Source organism: Rhizobium sp. K102, assembly GCF_022385315.1.
Lineage (GTDB): Bacteria > Pseudomonadota > Alphaproteobacteria > Rhizobiales > Rhizobiaceae > Rhizobium > Rhizobium croatiense.
Window position 1 is genome coordinate 652,393 of record NZ_CP092436.1, and the last position, 16,999, is coordinate 669,391.

Consider the following 16,999-nt stretch of genomic DNA (forward strand, 5'->3'; position numbering starts at 1 on the left):
TATGCTGAAGACGTTCGATCTCGTGCTCATCGGCGTCATGACGGCCACCGCCGCCGTCACCTACACGATCAAGCACCGCGCCGAATTGAAGCTCGAAGAGGTCCATCGCCTCGAAGCCGAGATCAAGCTCGAGGAGGACACGATCGACCTTCTCAAGGCCGACTGGGCGCTGCAATCACAGCCGAACCGTCTGGAGCGGTTGGTCAAGGCCTATGAGGGCGAACTGCAGCTTCAGCCGACGGATTCGATGGCGCTGGTGCATGCCAGGGAATTGCCGATGTTGAAATCTGAGGTTCCCGTGCCTGACGTAACGGAGGCCAAAGCCGGCGCCAAGGGCGCGACCGTGGCCAGCGCCAAAGGCGCGACCGAGGCCAGCGCCAAGGGCGTTCCGGGCGCCGTCAAGGCCCAGCCGGTTCCAATGCCCGCGCCGCGCGGCGAGGCAGAGGATGATGCAGATCAGATCGAAACGGGGTCGGTAGAATAATGTCGTTTCTTTCCCGCATCATGGTCTTGAAGAGCCAGGCGCATTTCTCCGCCGGCGTCTATAACAGGTTCGGCGGTCCGTCCCCGCCGGCCTGGCGATCGAGGGGTCGCGCAAGAAGAAATCAGGACAGGCAAAAAGCCGTGTCGGCCTGCTGATCCTGGGCTTCATGGGCGTCTACGTCATCATCGGCGGCCGTCTCGTCGAATATGCGATGAAGGATCAGGAGGTCGTCTCCAGCATCCTGCCGCCCGATCGGCTGATGGCCTCGCGCCCCGACATTCTCGACCGCAACGGCGAGGTGCTGGCGACCGATATCCGCACAGTCTCGCTGTTTGCCGAACCCAACAAGATCGTCGATGCCGACGAGGCGGTCGAGAAGCTTGCGACGGTTCTGCCCGAGCTCGACGTTCGGGATACCTATAAAAAGCTCTCGGTCAAAACCTCGCATTTCGCCTGGCTGCGCCGGCAGCTGACGCCGAAGCAGCAGAGCCAGATACTGGCGCTTGGCATTCCCGGCATCGGCTTCCGGCCGGAGAAGCGCCGGTTCTATCCGGGCGGCCCGACCGCCGCGCATATCCTCGGTTACGTCAACATCGACAACCGCGGCGTCGCCGGCATGGAGAAGTTCATCGACGACCAGGGGCTTGCCGACCTCGCCTCGGTCGGCATGACCAGCGACCAGCCGCTCGAGCCGGTGCGGCTTTCGATCGACCTGCGCGTGCAGAACATCGTCCGGGATGCGGTCGTCAACGCCGTCAACAATTTTCAGGCCAAGGGTGCGGGTGCCGCTGTCATCGACGTGCATACCGGGGAGGTGCTGGGCATGGCATCGGCGCCGGATTTTGATCCGAACGATCCGCAGGAAGGGGCCAAGGAGGGTTGGCTCAACCGGATGACCAACGGCACTTTCGAAATGGGCTCGACCTTCAAGACCTTTTCGCTGGCGATGGCGCTCGACAGCGGCAAGGTGAAGATGACCGACAGTTTCGATGCCAGCAAGTCGATCTATATCGGCGGCTTCACCATCCACGATTTTCACGGGCAGCGCCGCTGGCTGACCGTGCCTGAGATTTTCCAGTATTCGTCGAATATCGGCACGGCCCGCGTCATCGACATCGTCGGCATCGATTCGCAGAAGGACTATCTGACCAAGCTCGGCCTGTTAACAAAAATGCAGACCGAATTGCCGGAAGTGAAGATGCCGAGCCAGCCGCGCGTCTGGAAGAAGATCAATTCGATCACGATTTCCTTCGGTCACGGGGTTTCGACGACGGCACTGCAGACGGGGGTGGCGGCGGCTGCTCTCGTCAACGGCGGCAAGCTGATTGAGCCGACATTCCTGCCGCGCACGCGCGAACAGGCCGATCAGATCGCCACGCAGGTCCTCAAGAAGTCGACCAGCGACGCAGTCCGCTATCTCCTTGATTTCAATGGGTACAAGGGGTCTGGACGCGTCGCCCGCGTACCGGGCTTCGGCGTCGGCAGCAAGACTGGTACGGCCGACAAGGTGGTGAACGGGCGTTATTCCTCGACGCTGAACTTCAATTCCTTCATTGCCGCCTTCCCGATCGACAATCCCCAATATGCCGTGATCACCTTCTGCGACGAGCCGAAGACCGGCGAGAAACAATATGGCGGAACGCTCTCCGCCGGTACTGCCGGTCCGATTGCCCGTGATATCATCCGCCGCGCGGCTCCCATTCTCGGCATCGAGCCGAAATTCGGGGACGGCGGATCGGCCTTGCTGGTGTCTTATTGAGCGTGAATGAATATCGGCGCCGATTCGCGAGGGGCGGACCGGCTTCAAGAGGGAAAAGTGCATTCGATGAAATTGCGAGACCTGGCCGGAGATCAGTTTCCGGAACTTGAAGCACAGCTCGAAGGCCCGGCAGGCCTGCTTGATATTTCAGGCCTGTCTTCGGACAGCCGTCATGTGGCGCCGGGCAACGCCTTCGTCGCAGTCGCCGGCACAAAGGCGGACGGCGCGGGCTTCATCGTCGATGCCGCCGGCCGAGGCGCTGCCGTCGCGATCGCCTCCCAGCCGGTCGATGCTTCCATTCCGGTGCTTGCGGTCAAGGAGCCGCGTCGCTTCCTTTCGATCGCCGCCGCGCGGTTCTACGGCAGGCAGCCCGATACCATGGTCGCCGTCACCGGTACGGCCGGCAAGACCTCCGTCGCATCGTTCACCCGTCAGATCTGGGCGCATGCAGGCCATGCGGCCGCGATGATCGGCACGACGGGCGTGGTTTCGCCGACGCGCAACGAATACGGCGCGCTGACGACGCCTGATCCGGTGTCGTTGCACAAGCTCCTGGCCGAACTTGCCGACGAAGGCGTCACGCATGCGTCCATGGAGGCTTCCAGCCACGGTCTCGACCAGAGCCGGCTCGACGGCGTGAAGCTTGCCGCCGCCGCCTTCACCAATCTCGGCCGCGACCATATGGATTATCATCCGACCGTCGAGGCCTATATGGCCGCCAAGATGCGGCTTTTCGATAGGCTGCTGCCGAAGGGTGCGCCGGCGGTGATCTTCGCCGACGATCCCTGGTCGGCGCAGGCGGTCAAGGCCGCTGCCGATGCCGGTCACGATGTGCGCACCGTCGGGCGCAAGGGCGATTATCTCACGCTCAAGCGCGTCGAGCATTTCCGTCACAAGCAGATGGCCGAGATCCATATCGGCGACGAGATCTTCGAGGTGGACATTCCGCTGGCCGGCGATTTCCAGGTCGCCAATGCACTGGTCGCCGCAGGCCTTGCCATGTCGACGGGCGTCGAGCCGAAAGTTGCGATGGCCGCGCTCGAGAAACTCGTCGGTGCGTCCGGCCGCCTCGAGCTCGTCGGCCATACCAAGGACGGCGCGCTCGCCTATGTCGATTATGCCCATAAGCCGGATGCACTGGAAAACGTGTTGAACTCGGTCCGGCCCTTCACGACCGGCCGCGTCGTCGTCGTCTTCGGTTGCGGCGGCGACCGCGACCGCGGCAAGCGGCCGATCATGGGCGAAATCGCCTGCCGTCTTGCCGATGTCGTCATTGTTACCGACGACAATCCCCGTTCGGAGGAGCCGGCCGCGATCCGGGCGGAGATCATGGCAGCCGCGCCTTGCGCCTCGGAAATCGCCGACCGCGCCACCGCCATCCGCGAGGCGGTCGCCATGCTGACATCGGGCGATACGCTGATCGTTGCCGGCAAGGGACATGAGGAAGGACAGACGATAGGCGCCGTCACTTTGCCGTTCTCCGATCATGCGGAGGTGCGCAAGGCGTTGGAGGAACTGAAATCGTGAGCTGGCTCTGGACAACCGATGACATGATCGCAGCGATGGCAGGGCGCCCTTTCGGCACGCTGCCGGAAGGCATCACCGGCATCTCCATCGACAGCCGATCGATCACATCAGGCGAAGCCTTCTTCGCGATCAAGGGTGACCGCGTCGATGGTCACGACTACGCGTCGATGGCGATGGCGAACGGCGCCTCCCTGCTTGTTGTCAGCGAGGCAAGGCTCCCCGCCATGGGCCGCCTGACGGTGCCGATGATCGTCGTGGAAGACGTGCTCGCGGCCCTTGGCAAGCTTGGCCTTGCCTCGCGCGAGCGTTCGCAGGCCCGGATCATCGCGGTGACGGGATCGGTCGGCAAGACCACCACCAAGGAAATGCTGCGGCAGGTGCTGTCGCCTTCCGGCAAGGTGCACGCGTCTGTTGCCTCGTTCAACAACCATTGGGGCGTTCCCCTGACGCTGGCGCGCATGCCTGGCGACACCGACTACGGCGTCTTCGAAGTCGGCATGAACCATCCGGGCGAGATCCGGCCGCTGGTGGCGATGATCCGCCCCGATGTCGCCGTCATCACGACGATCGCGCCGGCGCATCTCGGCAATTTCAAGAGCATCAAGGAGATCGCCGCCGCCAAGGCGGAGATTTTCGAGGGGCTCGAACCCGGCGGTCATGTCGTGCTCAACCGCGACAACGACCAGTTCAATTTCCTCGACCGCACGGCGCAGTCGTTCGGCATCGAGCATATTCATTCCTTCGGCCAGCATGCCAAGGCCGAATTTCGCCTGGCAGAATTCAACGGTGCGGACGAGAACTCGACGCTGTGGCTGACGATCGGCGGCGAGACGCTGGAGGTCGCGCTCGGCGCGCCAGGCCGCCACATTGCCGAGAATGCGCTGGCAGCGCTCGGCGTCGTCAGCATCGTCGGCGCCGACATGGGCAGGGCAATCGAAGCGCTTGCGACGCTGAAGCCGGAAAAGGGCAGGGGCAAGCGTCACCGGCTGTCGATCGGCGGCGGCAACGGCAGCTTCACGCTGATCGACGAGAGCTACAATGCCAATCCGGCCTCGATGCGGGCGGCGATCGCGTTGCTGGCGGCCGCCGAGCCGACCGGCCGCGGCCGCCGCATCGCCGTGCTCGGCGACATGCTCGAGATGGGCGAATATGCTGAGAAGGTCCATGCCGATCTCGCCGGACCGCTGCTTGCTGCCGGCATCGAACATGTCTGGCTTGCCGGCGCCGACATGGCTGCGCTCAAGGAATCGTTGCCGGAAAGCGTCCATGTCGAATACCGGGAAAAGACGGACGAATTGACGGACTACGTGTTGAACTCGGTCGTCCCGGGCGACGTGTTGATGGTGAAATCGTCTCTGGGCATCGGTTTCGGCAAGATCGTCGCCGCGCTTCTTGACAAGTTCCCGGCATTTACCGACACGCAACGCGAACTTTGATCGGGTAACAAGGGGCCCTGAATGCTGATCTGGCTTGTCGAACTGTCGGAATATTTCAAGTTTCTGAACCTGTTCAGATATATTACCTTCCGCACGGGCGCCGCTCTTTTCACCTCCGCACTGATCGTCTTCCTGTTCGGGCCGACGATCATCAATTCGCTGCGCATCCGGCAAGGCAAGGGCCAGCCGATCCGCGCCGACGGGCCGCAGACGCATTTCAAGAAGGCCGGCACGCCGACCATGGGCGGACTGATGATCCTGGCCGGCATCGTTGGGGCCTCGCTCCTCTGGGCCGATCTCTCCAACGTCTATGTCGTCGCCACCCTGCTGGTGACGCTGGGTTTCGGCGCGATCGGCTTCTACGACGATTATCTCAAGGTGACGAAGCAGAGCCATAAGGGCTTTTCCGGCAAGGCCCGCCTCGGCATCGAGTTCGTCATCGCCGGCATTGCCGTCTACTTCATGATGCGCACGGCTCTTGCCTCGGGGACCGCCGGCTCGACCTTCGGCTCCTCGATCGCCTTTCCCTTCTTCAAGGACTTCCTGATCAATCTCGGCATCATGTTCGTCGTCTTCGGCAGTTTCGTCATCGTCGGCGCCGGCAATGCCGTCAACCTGACGGACGGGCTCGACGGGCTCGCCATCGTGCCTGTTATGATCGCCGCCGCCTCCTTCGGCGTCATCGCCTATCTCGCCGGCAACGTGGTGTTTGCGAACTACCTGCAGATCAATTTCGTGCCCGGCACCGGTGAGCTCGCCGTCGTGCTCGGCGCCGTCATCGGCGCCGGTCTCGGCTTCCTCTGGTTCAACGCGCCGCCGGCCGCCATCTTCATGGGCGACACCGGCTCGCTGGCGCTTGGCGGCACGATCGGCACCGTTGCCGTCGCCACCAAGCACGAGATCGTCATGGCGATCATCGGCGGCCTCTTCGTCATGGAGACGCTGTCGGTCATCATCCAGGTCGGCTTCTTCAAGATGACCGGCCGGCGCGTCTTCCTGATGGCGCCGATCCACCATCACTTCGAGAAGAAGGGCTGGACCGAGAGCCAGGTGGTGATCCGCTTCTGGATCATCGCCGTTGGCCTTGCCATGCTCGGCCTTTCGACGCTGAAGCTTAGGTGAGGCGGCGATGATCCCGGTAACGACGCTCAAGGACAAGAAGGTTGCGCTCTTCGGGCTCGGCGGATCCGGTTTCGCCACCGCACGTGCCTTGATCGCTGGCGGCGCCGAGGTGACCGCCTGGGACGACAATCCGGACAGCGTCGCCAAGGCTTCCGCCGAAGGCATCCGAACAGAGGATTTGCACAGCATCGACTGGAGCCAGCAGGCGCTGTTCGTGCTGTCGCCCGGCGTGCCGCTCACCCATCCCAAGCCGCACTGGACTGTCGATCTTGCGCGCGCGGCCGGCATCGACGTCGTCGGCGACGTCGAGCTTTTCGTGCGCGAGCGCCGCGCTCATGCGCCGGACTGCCCGTTCATCGCCATCACAGGCACCAACGGCAAGTCGACGACGACGGCGCTTATTGCCCACATCCTGAAATCATCAGGCTTCGACACGCAGCTCGGCGGCAATATCGGCACGGCGGTGCTGACGCTCGACCCGCCGAAAGCGGGGCGTTATTTCGTCGTCGAATGCTCGTCCTACCAGATCGATCTGGCGCCGACGCTGAACCCGTCGGCCGGCATTCTGCTCAACCTCACTCCCGACCACCTCGATCGTCACGGCACGATGCAGCATTATGCCGACGTCAAGGAACGGCTGGTCGCCGGCAGCGATGTCGCTGTCGTCGGCGTCGACGACAGCCATTCGGCGCTGATCGCCGACCGCATCCAGCGGGCAGGCGTCAATGTGGTCCGCATCTCGCGCCGCAACGTGGTGGCCGAGGGCTTCTATGCCGAAGGCACGAAACTCGTTCAGGCCGCCGGCGGCGCCATGTTGCCCTTCGTCGATCTCGACGGCATTCAGACGCTGCGCGGCAGCCACAATGCGCAGAATGCCGCGGCTGCCGTCGCCGCCTGCCTTGCGGTCGGCGTTTCCGCCGACGACATCCGCGCCGGACTTACCTCGTTCCCCGGCCTCAAACATCGCATGCAGCCGATCGGCCGGCGCGGCCGTGTCGTCTTCGTCAACGATTCCAAGGCCACCAATGCCGATGCGGCAGCACCCGCCCTTTCGAGCTACGACCGTATCTACTGGATTGCGGGCGGCCTGCCGAAATCTGGCGGCATCACGACGCTCGCTCCTTATTTTCCGCGCATCGCCAAGGCCTATCTGATCGGCGAGGCGGCGGCGGAATTCGCAGCGACCCTCGGCGAGGCCGTGCCCTACGAAATTTCGGGCACGCTGGAGCGCGCAGTCGCGCATGCGGCAGCCGACGCGGATCGCGACGAGGCGGCTGCTTCGGCCGTGATGTTATCCCCGGCTTGCGCAAGCTTCGACCAGTATAAGAACTTCGAAGTCAGGGGCGATGCCTTCGTCGGCCACGTGGCCGCACTTGACGGAATGACGATGCTGATCGGTCCTGTAGCAGGAGAGAAATGACATGGTAAGCCGCGCGGAACGTGGGCCTCTGGCCGATTGGTTCTGGACCATCGACCGCTTCTTCCTGGCAATGTTCATCTTCCTGATGGGCATCGGCTTCATGCTGTCCTTTGCTGCTTCTCCCGCGGTTGCCGAGCGCATCGGGCTCGAACCCTTCCATTTCGTCAAGCGCCATGCGGCGTTCATGATCCCGTCGATCGCCGTCATGCTCGGGCTGTCGTTCCTGACACCGCGCCAGGTGCGGCGAACCGCGATCCTGCTGCTAATCATCTCGCTGGCGATGATGGTGCTGGTGCTGTTCATCGGGCAGGAGGTCAAGGGCGGTAGGCGCTGGATCTGGATCGCTGGCCTTTCGATCCAGCCGTCGGAATTCATGAAGCCTGCCTTCGTCGTGGTCTGCGCCTGGCTGTTTGCCGAACATGCGCGCCAGCCTGAAATTCCCGGCAATCTCTTCGCCATCATTCTGTTCGGCATCGTTGCGGCCCTGCTCGTCGCGCAGCCGGACCTTGGCCAGACCATCCTGACGACGGCGGTCTGGGGCGGGATGTTCTTTATGGCCGGCATGCCCTGGATCTGGATCGTGCTGCTCGGCATCGGCGGCGCCGGCGGCCTGCTCAGCGCCTATTACGTCTTTCCGCACGTCGCCGGCCGAATAGACAAGTTCATGACCGGCGAGGGTGACACGTTCCAGATCGATACGGCGCGCGAGGCGATCATCCGCGGCAGCTGGTTCGGCCAGGGACCGGGCGAGGGCATCGTCAAGCGGATCATCCCCGACGCCCATACCGACTTCATTTTTTCGGTCGCGGCTGAGGAATTCGGCATCGTCTTTTGCATGGCGCTCGTCGCGTTGTTCACCGTGCTGGTGCTGCGCGGCCTGTCGCATGCCTATCGCGAGCGCAATGACTTCAATCGCTTTGCTGTCGCTGGCCTGGTGCTGCAGCTTGGCATCCAGTCGATCATCAACATCGGCGTCAATCTCGAACTGCTGCCGGCCAAGGGCATGACGCTGCCGCTGATTTCCTACGGCGGCTCGTCCATGGTGGCGATCTGCGTCACCGCCGGCTTCATTCTGGCGCTGACGCGCCATCGGCCGGAAAAGCGCGCGCAGGACCGGAGTCTCTTCCGCGTCCCGCACGGCATGCCGGCGGAGTAAAAGATCATGAGCAAAGGCATCGTGCTGCTTGCCGCCGGGGGGACCGGCGGCCACGTGTTCCCGGCGGAGGCGCTGGCCTTCAAGCTGAAGGAGCGTGGCTACGCGGTGCATCTCGTCACCGACAGCCGGGCCGAGCGCTATGCCGGCAAGTTCCCGGCCGAGGAAATTCACGTTGTGCCGTCGGCGACGATCGGTTCGAAGAACCCGGTTGCCGTCGCGCGCTCGCTGTGGACGCTGTGGAGCGGCATGCGGGCGGCCAAGAAGCTGATCCAGCGGCTGAAGCCCGTCATCGTCGTCGGTTTCGGCGGCTATCCCACGGTGCCGCCGCTGCTGGCCGCCACGCGGCTCGGTGTCGCCTCGATGCTGCATGAGCAGAACGCCGTCATGGGGCGTGCCAACAAGGCGTTGGCCCCGCGCGTCAAGGCGATTGCCGGCGGCTTTCTGCAGGAAAGCGGCGATGCTTTTTCCGATAAGACGGTTGCGACCGGCAATCCCGTGCGCCCGGCTATCCTTGCTGCGGCCGAACAGCCTTATACGCCTTCGCATCCCGGCGAACCATTTCATCTCGTCGTCTTCGGCGGCAGCCAGGGCGCGCAGTATTTCTCCAAGGCCATGCCGACGGCAATCAGCCTGCTCGACGACGAGCTGCGGGCGCGGCTCAGGGTGACGCAGCAGGTTCGCCCGGAGGACATGGAGATGGTGCGCGGCTGCGTGGCGCAGCTGCAGATGGGTGCCGATATCGCGCCGTTTTTCAATGATATGGCCGAGCGTCTTGCCAAAGCGCATCTGGTGATCTGCCGCTCCGGCGCGTCCACGGTTTCGGAAATCTCCGTCATCGGACGCCCGGCCATCCTCGTGCCTTATCCGCATGCGCTCGACCACGATCAGGCGGCGAACGCCGCCGCACTGGCTGCGGCTGGCGGGGCGAAGGTGATTGCTCAGTCCGAGCTTTCGCCGGAACGTATCGCCTCTATATTGAGCCATGTGATGAACGATCCGGAAAAGCTGTCGCACATGGCGGCGGCGGCGAAGCTTGCCGGGAAACCGGATGCGGCAAACTTGCTTGCCGACATGGTTGAGGCTATTGCCGCCGGTAAGACAGTCTCAGAATTCAAGAGGACACGCGCATGAAACTGCCGAAGGCGATCGGTCTCGTCCATTTCATCGGCATTGGCGGCATCGGCATGAGCGGCATCGCCGAGGTGCTGCACAATCTCGGCCATAAGGTACAGGGATCGGACCAGGCCGACAGCGCCAATGTCCAGCGCCTGCGCGACAAGGGCATCGAAGTCTTCGTCGGCCATCGGGCTGAAAATCTGGGCGATGCCGAAGTCGTCGTCGTCTCGACGGCGATCAAGAAGAGCAATCCGGAACTCATCGCGGCGCGTGAAAAGCTGCTGCCGGTGGTGCGCCGCGCCGAAATGCTTGCCGAACTGATGCGCTTCCGCAATGCGATTGCCATCGGCGGCACCCACGGCAAGACGACGACGACCTCGCTGGTGGCGACCCTGCTCGAAGCCGGCGGGCTCGACCCGACCGTCATCAACGGCGGCATCATCAATGCGTACGGCACCAATGCTCGGATGGGCGAGGGCGAGTGGATGGTGGTCGAGGCCGACGAATCCGACGGCACCTTCCTGAAGCTTCCGGCCGATGTCGCCGTAATCACCAATATCGACCCGGAGCATCTCGACCATTACGGCAATTTCGATGCGGTGCGCGCCGCCTTCCGGCAGTTCGTCGAGAACGTGCCGTTTTACGGTTTCGGCGTCATGTGCCTCGACCACCCCGAAGTGCAGTCGCTGGTCGGCCGCATCGAGGACCGCAAGATCATCACCTATGGCGAGAACCCGCAGGCGGATGTGCGCTTTAAGAATGTGCGCATCGACGGCACGCGCTCGATCTTCGATGTCGAGATCCGCCGCCGCCGCACCGGCCAGGTGACCGAACTCAAGGGGCTGGTCATGCCGATGCCCGGGCGGCACAATATTTCCAACGCGACGGCGGCGATCGCCGTTGCCAACCGGCTCGGCATATCGAGCGCCGATATCGCCAAGGGGCTTGCCTCCTTCGGCGGCGTCAAGCGCCGCTTCACCTTGACGGGCGAATGGAACGGGGTGCAGATCTTCGACGATTACGGCCACCATCCGGTCGAGATCAAGGCGGTGCTGCGCGCCGCCCGCGAAGCCTGCAAGGGCCGCGTCATCGCCGTCCACCAGCCGCATCGCTACAGCCGTCTCGCAAGCCTGTTCGAGGAATTCGCGGCCTGCTTCAACGATGCCGACAGCATTTTTCTGGCGCCAGTCTATGCGGCAGGCGAGGATGCGATCGAAGGCGCTGACTCCACGTCGCTCGTCTCGCGCATCAAATCCGGCGGCCATCGCGACGCCCGCTTCCTGTCTTCGGCCGAGCTTCTGCCGCAGATGGTTGCAGAGGTTGCAAAGCCTGGCGATTTCGTGGTTTTGTTGGGGGCTGGGAGTATCACATCCTGGGCAGCCGCACTGCCCAGACAACTGGAAGGCCTATCGGGAAAGTCCGCATGAAACAGGTGAATGGGGAAAAGCTTCTCGCGTCTCTCGGAGACGGTGTAAAGGATATCCGCGGCCGCATCACGCCGGATGCCCCCATGGACCGCGTCACCTGGTTCCGGGCCGGCGGGCTCGCCGAGCTGATGTTCCAGCCGCATGATGTCGACGATCTCATCGCCTTCCTGAAGATCCTGCCGGATGAGGTGCCGCTGACGGTGATCGGCGTCGGCTCCAATATCCTGGTGCGCGACGGCGGCATTCCCGGCGTCGTGCTGCGCCTGTCGGCCAAGGGCTTCGGCTTCGTCGAGCTGGCCGGTGAAAACCGCATCCTTGCCGGGGCCATCTGCCCGGACAAGCATGTGGCGGCGATGGCGATGGACAACGGCATCGGCGGCTTTCATTTCTACTACGGCATTCCCGGCGCCATCGGCGGCGCGGCGCGCATGAATGCCGGCGCCAACGGGGTGGAGACGCGCGAGCGGCTGATCGAAGTCAACGCGGTCGACCGCAAGGGCAACAAGCATGTGCTCTCCAATGCCGAGATGGGCTATTCCTACAGGCATTCCGCAGCGTCCGCCGACCTGATCTTCACCTCGGTGCTGTTCGAGGGCTATCCGGAGGATCGCGCCCAGATCCGCGCCGAGATGGACGCCGTGCGCAATCACCGCGAGACGGTGCAGCCGGTGCGCGAGAAGACCGGCGGCTCGACCTTCAAGAACCCGCCGGGCCATTCTGCCTGGAAGCTGATCGACGAGGCGGGCTGCCGCGGCCTCGTGATCGGCGGCGCCCAGATGTCGTCGCTTCACTGCAACTTCATGATCAATATGGGGCAGGCGACCGGCTACGATCTCGAATATCTCGGTGAGCAGGTGCGCCGCGAGGTCTTCGAGAAAGAAGGCATCAAGCTCGAATGGGAAATCAAGCGTCTCGGCGTCTTCATGCCCGGCCGCGAAGTGCGCCCGTTCCAGGGAGTCACCAGCGAATAACGGCTACTTCACTGCCAGTTTCAGGCCTTGGCGCGGCGTGACGACGGGCGTCCAGCCGAGAACCTTGCGTGCCTGGGATATGTCGACCTGCAGCGAACCGCAAAGGCGTTGATAGACGGCCTCCTTCCCGACAGCCTTCGCCGCCGTGTGCAGCAATGCGGAGGGGAAGGGGACCAGCATCGGCTTGACGCCGAGCCCCGCGGCAATTCCCCGGATGAGCTCCGGGGTCGACAGGTCCTCACCATCTCCGGCAAGGAAAATCTCACCGCCGGCGGCGGGATGCGCCGCGCAGGTGATGATCAGATCGACGAGATTTTGCACCGCCACCAATGTGCGGCGGTTCTTCAGCGAAGCGAAAGGGAGCGGTATCCGCTTGCGGACGAGCCCGACGAGAAGAGCGAAGTTGCCTCTGGCGCCGGGGCCATAGACCAGGGGTGGGCGGATGATGACGATTTCCATGCCGGTGCGGGCGGCGATTTCACGCAGGCCGATTTCGCTTTCCAGTTTCGAAATGCCGTAGGGATCGATCGGCTGCGGCGTGTCGTCATGCCGGAACGGCCGATCGTTCTCTTCGCCATTGACCTTGATGGTGCTGACGAAGACGAATCTCTTCACGCCGGCGCGGGCCGCCTGTTCCGCGAGGTTGAGCGTGGCGGCGGTGTTGGTCCGGCGAAATTCCGCCAGCGGATCGGCTGCGCGGTCGTTCATGATGTGAACGCGGGCGGCAAGATGGAGGATGACGTCGACGCCTGCAAGTGCCGCCGCCCAGTCGGTCCTGTCGGTTATGTCAATTGGAAAATGCCTGACGTCATCAGGAAAGGCAGAGATTGCCGATCTGGTGGTGACCACAAGATCGCAAATCTTCTCTGCGTGCAGCCGCTCGACAAGTGGACTACCGACGAAGCCGGCAGCGCCGGTGACGAGGCATCGCATGATCTTCTCCCTGCTCATCCATGCGCCTTCGCTAGCCGGAAGTCAGATCCGCATCAATAAAAAAGCAGGGCGGACCGAGCGTTGCCGCTCTCCGCATTAATCAATCAAGCCGCCGGCCGCTGTTGAGGGATGACATCTCACTCTTTTGACTGAGGCCGTCGTGCTTCAGCGCGACACGATATCCTTTTGAAAATATATGATCTTTTTCCTCTGCTCGCGTTCATCCCCAGACGGCGGCGGAATGATGGCGAAATGAGCAAAAGGTAAAAGATCGCGAATTTCCGGGGCAGGAGTTAACGAAAGTAAACACTTCATTAACCATAATGATGCTCTAATGCATGCAGATCGGACAAAGGCCCGAAACGGCGCAGACAGCTTCGCGCAAGCGTCGTTTTCAAAAGTGGAAGTTATTTTTGGGGGTGTTGATGAGTTCGCAAGCATGTCGCTGTCCTGATGGGCGGATTTTCCTCGGAACGGCCGGTCAGCCTTTCCTCGGGAAAGGCTTGCGCAGCAGCCCTCGAAGCCGAAGGCTTCCAGGTGACGTGCATCGATGTGGCGCGCGACGTTTCCGAAAGGCTCGCGGCGCTGAAGCCTGACGTCGTCTTCAATGCCCTTCATGGGCCCTTCGGCGAGGACGGCACCATCCAGGGTATCCTCGAATATCTCGAAATCCCTTATACGCATTCGGGCGTGCTCGCCTCGGCGCTGGCGATGGACAAGGACAAGGCGAAGCTTGTCGCCGCCGCCGCCGGCATTCCGGTTGCCGAATCGCAGGTTATCAACCGTTTCGCCTTTCCCTCGACGCATCCGATGAAGCCGCCCTATGTGGTGAAGCCGGTTCGCGAGGGCTCGAGCTTCGGCGTCGTCATCGTCACCGAAGATCAGGCGCATCCGCCGCAAATCGTCAGCTCGCCCGAGTGGCGTTATGGCGAGGAAGTGCTCGTCGAGCGCTACGTCTATGGCCGCGAGCTCACCTGCGGCGTCATGGGCGAGACGGCGCTTGGTGTCACCGAGGTGGTGCCGCAGGGACACAATTTCTATGATTACGATTCCAAGTATGCTGCGGGCGGTTCAAAACACGTCATCCCGGCGAAAATTTCACCGAATATTTACCAAAAAATACAAACATTGGCCGTAAGGGCGCATCAGGCAATCGGTTGTCGCGGCGTCAGTCGGTCCGACTTTCGTTACGACGATCGTTTCTCCGAAGACGGCGAGATCATCTGGCTGGAGGTCAATACCCAGCCAGGCATGACTCCAACCTCGCTCGTGCCCGAAATGGCCGGCCATGCCGGTTATTCCTTTGGTGAGTTTCTCCGGTGGATGGTGGAGGACGCGTCTTGTTTGCGTTGACGGTCAAGAGGATAGGGCGTCCCAGCCATCATGCCGTGCTTCCGACCGTGGAAGCCGAGGAGCGATTCGTCCTGCCGCGTCCGCTGCGCCGCGTCACTCGTTTCCTGATCAGCCTCGGTAGCGGCCGCATCTATATCCCGGCCCATACCGGCACGGTTTCGGCGCTGGCCTTCTTGGGCGCGACGGGGCTTTACGGCATGTCGCTCGGCGGTCACACGGAAGCCGTCGCCCAGGCGACGACGACGGCGGCGGGCTTTGCGATCGAGGACGTGAAAGTCTCCGGCAATTCCGAAACCTCCGAAATCGAAATCCTGCAACTGATCGGCCTTGATGGCACGACCTCGCTGGTCGCGCTCGACGTCGATGCCGCTCGCCGGAAGATTGCCCATCTTCCCTGGGTCGAGAATGTCGAGGTCCGCAAGATCTACCCGAAGACGATCGAGGTGAAGCTCAAGGAGCGCCAAGCCTATGCGATCTGGCAGCACGGGCAGGAGCTTTCGCTGATCGAAAAGAACGGCAGCGTCATCGCGCCGCTGCGCGACAACAAGTTTTCGGCGCTGCCGCTCGTCGTCGGTCGCGATGCCGAGACGGCAGCGGCTTCGCTCGACGACGCCTTCTCGAAGTGGCCCGACGTGAAGGCGCGCGTGAAGGCCTATGTCTGGATATCCGGCCGTCGCTGGGACCTGCACATGGACAATGGCGTCGTCGTCAAGCTGCCGGAAGACGGCATCGACCAGGCGCTGGCCACACTGTCGAAATTCGACAAGCAGCATCAGCTGCTGGAGCGCGACATCGCCGCGGTCGATCTGAGATTGCCGGACAGAACCGCCATCCAGCTGACGCCGGAAGCGGCGGTTCGCCGGCAGGCGGCAGTCACGGAGCGTACCAAAGAATTGAAGAAGGCGGGGCAGAATATATGAGCTTGTTCGGTTCATCCCATTTCGGATTGCCGCGCCTGAAGCCGCTTTCGTCGAAGCGGTCGCATATCGTTTCGGTGCTCGACATCGGCTCGACCAAGGTCGTCTGCATGATCGGCCGGCTGACGCCGCGCGAGGAAAGCCAGATCCTGCCCGGCCGCACGCACAATATCGAGATCATCGGCATCGGCCACCAGCGGTCCCGCGGCATCAAGACCGGCGTCATTGCCGATCTCGACGCGCTGGAAGGCGTCATCCGGCTCGCCGTCGATGCGGCCGAGCGCATGGCGGGGCTGACCGTCGAGAGCCTGATCGTCAACCTGACGGCCGGCCGCCTCGGCAGCGACATTTACACGGCGACCATCGATCTCGGCGGCCAGGAAGTCGAGCTCAACGATCTGAAGAAGGTGCTCTCGGCCGCCTGCCAGCAGTCGCTGCGCCAGGACCGTTCGGTGCTGCATTCGCTGGCGACCGGCTTCTCGCTCGACGGCGAGCGCGGCATCCGCGATCCGCTGGCGATGTATGGCGATGCGCTCGGCGTCGACATGCATGTCGTCACCGCGGAGCGCTCGGCGCTGAAGAACCTCGAGCTCAGCGTCAATCGGGCGCATCTGTCGGTCGAGGGCATCGTTGCGACGCCCTATGCATCGGGTCTTGCCGCTCTCGTCGACGACGAGGTCGAGCTCGGCTGCGCGGCGATCGACATGGGTGGCGGCACGACGACGATCTCGGTCTTTGCCGAGGGTAAGCTTGTTCACACCGACGCCGTCGGCCTCGGCGGCCATCACGTCACCACCGACCTGGCGCGCGGCCTTTCGACCCGCATCGAGGATGCGGAACGGCTGAAGGTCGTGCATGCCTCGGCACTTTCGAATTCCTCCGACGAGCGCGAGCTGATCTCGATCCCGCCGATCGGCGAGGATGATCGCGACCAGCCGTCGCAGGCGCCGCGGGCGCTGGTTTCGCGCATCGTTTCGGCGCGAATCGAAGAGACGATGGAACTGATCCGCGACCGCATCCAGCGCTCCGGCTTCAGCCCGATCGTCGGCAAGCGCGTCGTGCTGACGGGCGGCGCGAGCCAGCTGACCGGCCTTGCCGAGGTGGCGCGGCGCATCCTTGCCCGCAACGTCCGCATCGGCCGTCCGATGGGCGTGTCGGGGCTGCCGACGGCGGCGAAAGGTCCGGCCTTTTCGACGGCTGTCGGCCTGATGATCTATCCGCAGGTCGCGGACATGGAGACACATGCGTCACAGAGCGGTCTGCTCATGTCGCTTGGGGAAATAACAGCCGCATAGCCCGGATGGGCCAGTGGCTGAAGGAAAGCTTCTGAAATTTGAGTAATTGGCCGGCGTGGCGATGCGGCCAGAGAGAGAAGGAA

General features: G+C 63.1%; 12 protein-coding genes and 2 pseudogenes. 13 read left to right on the top strand and 1 reads right to left on the bottom strand.

The features are described from left to right. Position 1 precedes the first annotated feature (1 nt). The 10 genes and pseudogenes from MHI61_RS09110 to murB all read left to right on the top strand — a co-directional run bounded on the left by MHI61_RS09110 (position 2) and on the right by murB (position 12,418). Complete coding sequence (locus tag MHI61_RS09110) at positions 2-484, top strand: hypothetical protein (RefSeq protein ID WP_239791746.1); 483 nt, start codon at positions 2-4, stop codon at positions 482-484. Next, positions 484-2,243 (top strand): annotated as a pseudogene (locus tag MHI61_RS09115) (penicillin-binding protein 2). The gene MHI61_RS09110 and the pseudogene MHI61_RS09115 overlap by 1 nt, the downstream one beginning before the upstream one ends. 6 nt (positions 2,244-2,249) lie before the next feature. Continuing rightward, the gene (locus MHI61_RS09120) at positions 2,250-3,770 is read left to right on the top strand and encodes a UDP-N-acetylmuramoyl-L-alanyl-D-glutamate--2,6-diaminopimelate ligase (RefSeq protein WP_239791747.1); all 1,521 of its coding nucleotides are present in this window, start codon (positions 2,250-2,252) and stop codon (positions 3,768-3,770) included. Beyond that, positions 3,767-5,206 carry a UDP-N-acetylmuramoylalanyl-D-glutamyl-2,6-diaminopimelate--D-alanyl-D-alanine ligase gene (locus tag MHI61_RS09125; protein WP_239791748.1) on the top strand — a complete coding sequence of 480 codons (1,440 nt, stop codon included), beginning with the start codon at positions 3,767-3,769 and terminating at the stop codon, positions 5,204-5,206. Before MHI61_RS09120 ends, MHI61_RS09125 begins: the two co-directional genes overlap by 4 nt. 21 nt (positions 5,207-5,227) lie before the next feature. Then, positions 5,228-6,328, top strand: coding sequence for a phospho-N-acetylmuramoyl-pentapeptide-transferase (mraY, locus tag MHI61_RS09130; protein ID WP_239791749.1), 1,101 nt, complete (start codon positions 5,228-5,230; stop codon positions 6,326-6,328). A gap of 7 nt (positions 6,329-6,335) precedes the next feature. Further along, a complete protein-coding gene (murD, locus tag MHI61_RS09135; RefSeq protein WP_239791750.1) occupies positions 6,336-7,748 on the top strand; it encodes a UDP-N-acetylmuramoyl-L-alanine--D-glutamate ligase in 1,413 nt (470 codons plus the stop codon). A 1-nt stretch (position 7,749) separates the two neighbouring features. Beyond that, on the top strand, positions 7,750-8,904 hold the full coding sequence (ftsW, locus tag MHI61_RS09140) for a putative lipid II flippase FtsW (RefSeq protein WP_064682720.1): 1,155 nt from the start codon (positions 7,750-7,752) through the stop codon (positions 8,902-8,904). 6 nt (positions 8,905-8,910) lie between these two features. After that, positions 8,911-10,035: an undecaprenyldiphospho-muramoylpentapeptide beta-N-acetylglucosaminyltransferase gene (murG, locus tag MHI61_RS09145; protein WP_222139218.1), complete on the top strand. Its 1,125-nt coding sequence runs from the start codon at positions 8,911-8,913 to the stop codon at positions 10,033-10,035. Then, positions 10,032-11,447 carry a UDP-N-acetylmuramate--L-alanine ligase gene (gene murC, locus MHI61_RS09150; RefSeq protein WP_239791751.1) on the top strand — a complete coding sequence of 472 codons (1,416 nt, stop codon included), beginning with the start codon at positions 10,032-10,034 and terminating at the stop codon, positions 11,445-11,447. The genes murG and murC overlap by 4 nt, the downstream gene beginning before the upstream one ends. Further along, entirely contained in the window at positions 11,444-12,418 is a 975-nt protein-coding gene (murB, locus tag MHI61_RS09155) for a UDP-N-acetylmuramate dehydrogenase (protein ID WP_239791752.1), read from the top strand. The genes murC and murB overlap by 4 nt, the downstream gene beginning before the upstream one ends. Before the next feature lie 3 nt (positions 12,419-12,421). On the opposite strand, the gene MHI61_RS09160 is transcribed toward murB, so the two are convergent. Continuing rightward, positions 12,422-13,351: an SDR family oxidoreductase gene (locus MHI61_RS09160; protein ID WP_239792811.1), complete on the bottom strand. Its 930-nt coding sequence runs from the start codon at positions 13,349-13,351 to the stop codon at positions 12,422-12,424. 453 nt (positions 13,352-13,804) lie between these two features. Here MHI61_RS09160 and MHI61_RS09165 point away from each other — a divergent pair, with 453 nt between their 5' ends. From MHI61_RS09165 to ftsA, 3 genes and pseudogenes are all read left to right on the top strand, one after another. Beyond that, positions 13,805-14,704 (top strand): D-alanine--D-alanine ligase, encoded by a 900-nt coding sequence (locus MHI61_RS09165; RefSeq protein ID WP_239791753.1) that lies wholly within the window; start codon positions 13,805-13,807, stop codon positions 14,702-14,704. After that, positions 14,692-15,624, top strand: a complete 933-nt coding sequence (locus tag MHI61_RS09170) for a cell division protein FtsQ/DivIB (protein WP_275593085.1) — start codon at positions 14,692-14,694, stop codon at positions 15,622-15,624. Before MHI61_RS09165 ends, MHI61_RS09170 begins: the two co-directional genes overlap by 13 nt. Beyond that, a pseudogene (ftsA, locus tag MHI61_RS09175) lies at positions 15,621-16,951 on the top strand (cell division protein FtsA). The gene MHI61_RS09170 and the pseudogene ftsA overlap by 4 nt, the downstream one beginning before the upstream one ends. Positions 16,952-16,999: the final 48 nt, after the last annotated feature.

Bases quoted from the DNA above. Each gene is read 5' to 3' on its own strand.
- MHI61_RS09110 (WP_239791746.1), top strand. From the start codon at position 2: ATGCTGAAGACGTTCGATCTCGTGCTCATCGGCGTCATGACGGCCACC.
- MHI61_RS09120 (WP_239791747.1), top strand. From the start codon at position 2,250: ATGAATATCGGCGCCGATTCGCGAGGGGCGGACCGGCTTCAAGAGGGA.
- mraY (WP_239791749.1), top strand. From the start codon at position 5,228: ATGCTGATCTGGCTTGTCGAACTGTCGGAATATTTCAAGTTTCTGAAC.
- murD (WP_239791750.1), top strand. From the start codon at position 6,336: ATGATCCCGGTAACGACGCTCAAGGACAAGAAGGTTGCGCTCTTCGGG.
- ftsW (WP_064682720.1), top strand. From the start codon at position 7,750: ATGGTAAGCCGCGCGGAACGTGGGCCTCTGGCCGATTGGTTCTGGACC.
- murG (WP_222139218.1), top strand. From the start codon at position 8,911: ATGAGCAAAGGCATCGTGCTGCTTGCCGCCGGGGGGACCGGCGGCCAC.
- murC (WP_239791751.1), top strand. From the start codon at position 10,032: ATGAAACTGCCGAAGGCGATCGGTCTCGTCCATTTCATCGGCATTGGC.
- murB (WP_239791752.1), top strand. From the start codon at position 11,444: ATGAAACAGGTGAATGGGGAAAAGCTTCTCGCGTCTCTCGGAGACGGT.
- MHI61_RS09160 (WP_239792811.1), bottom strand. From the start codon at position 13,351: ATGCGATGCCTCGTCACCGGCGCTGCCGGCTTCGTCGGTAGTCCACTT.
- MHI61_RS09165 (WP_239791753.1), top strand. From the start codon at position 13,805: ATGGGCGGATTTTCCTCGGAACGGCCGGTCAGCCTTTCCTCGGGAAAG.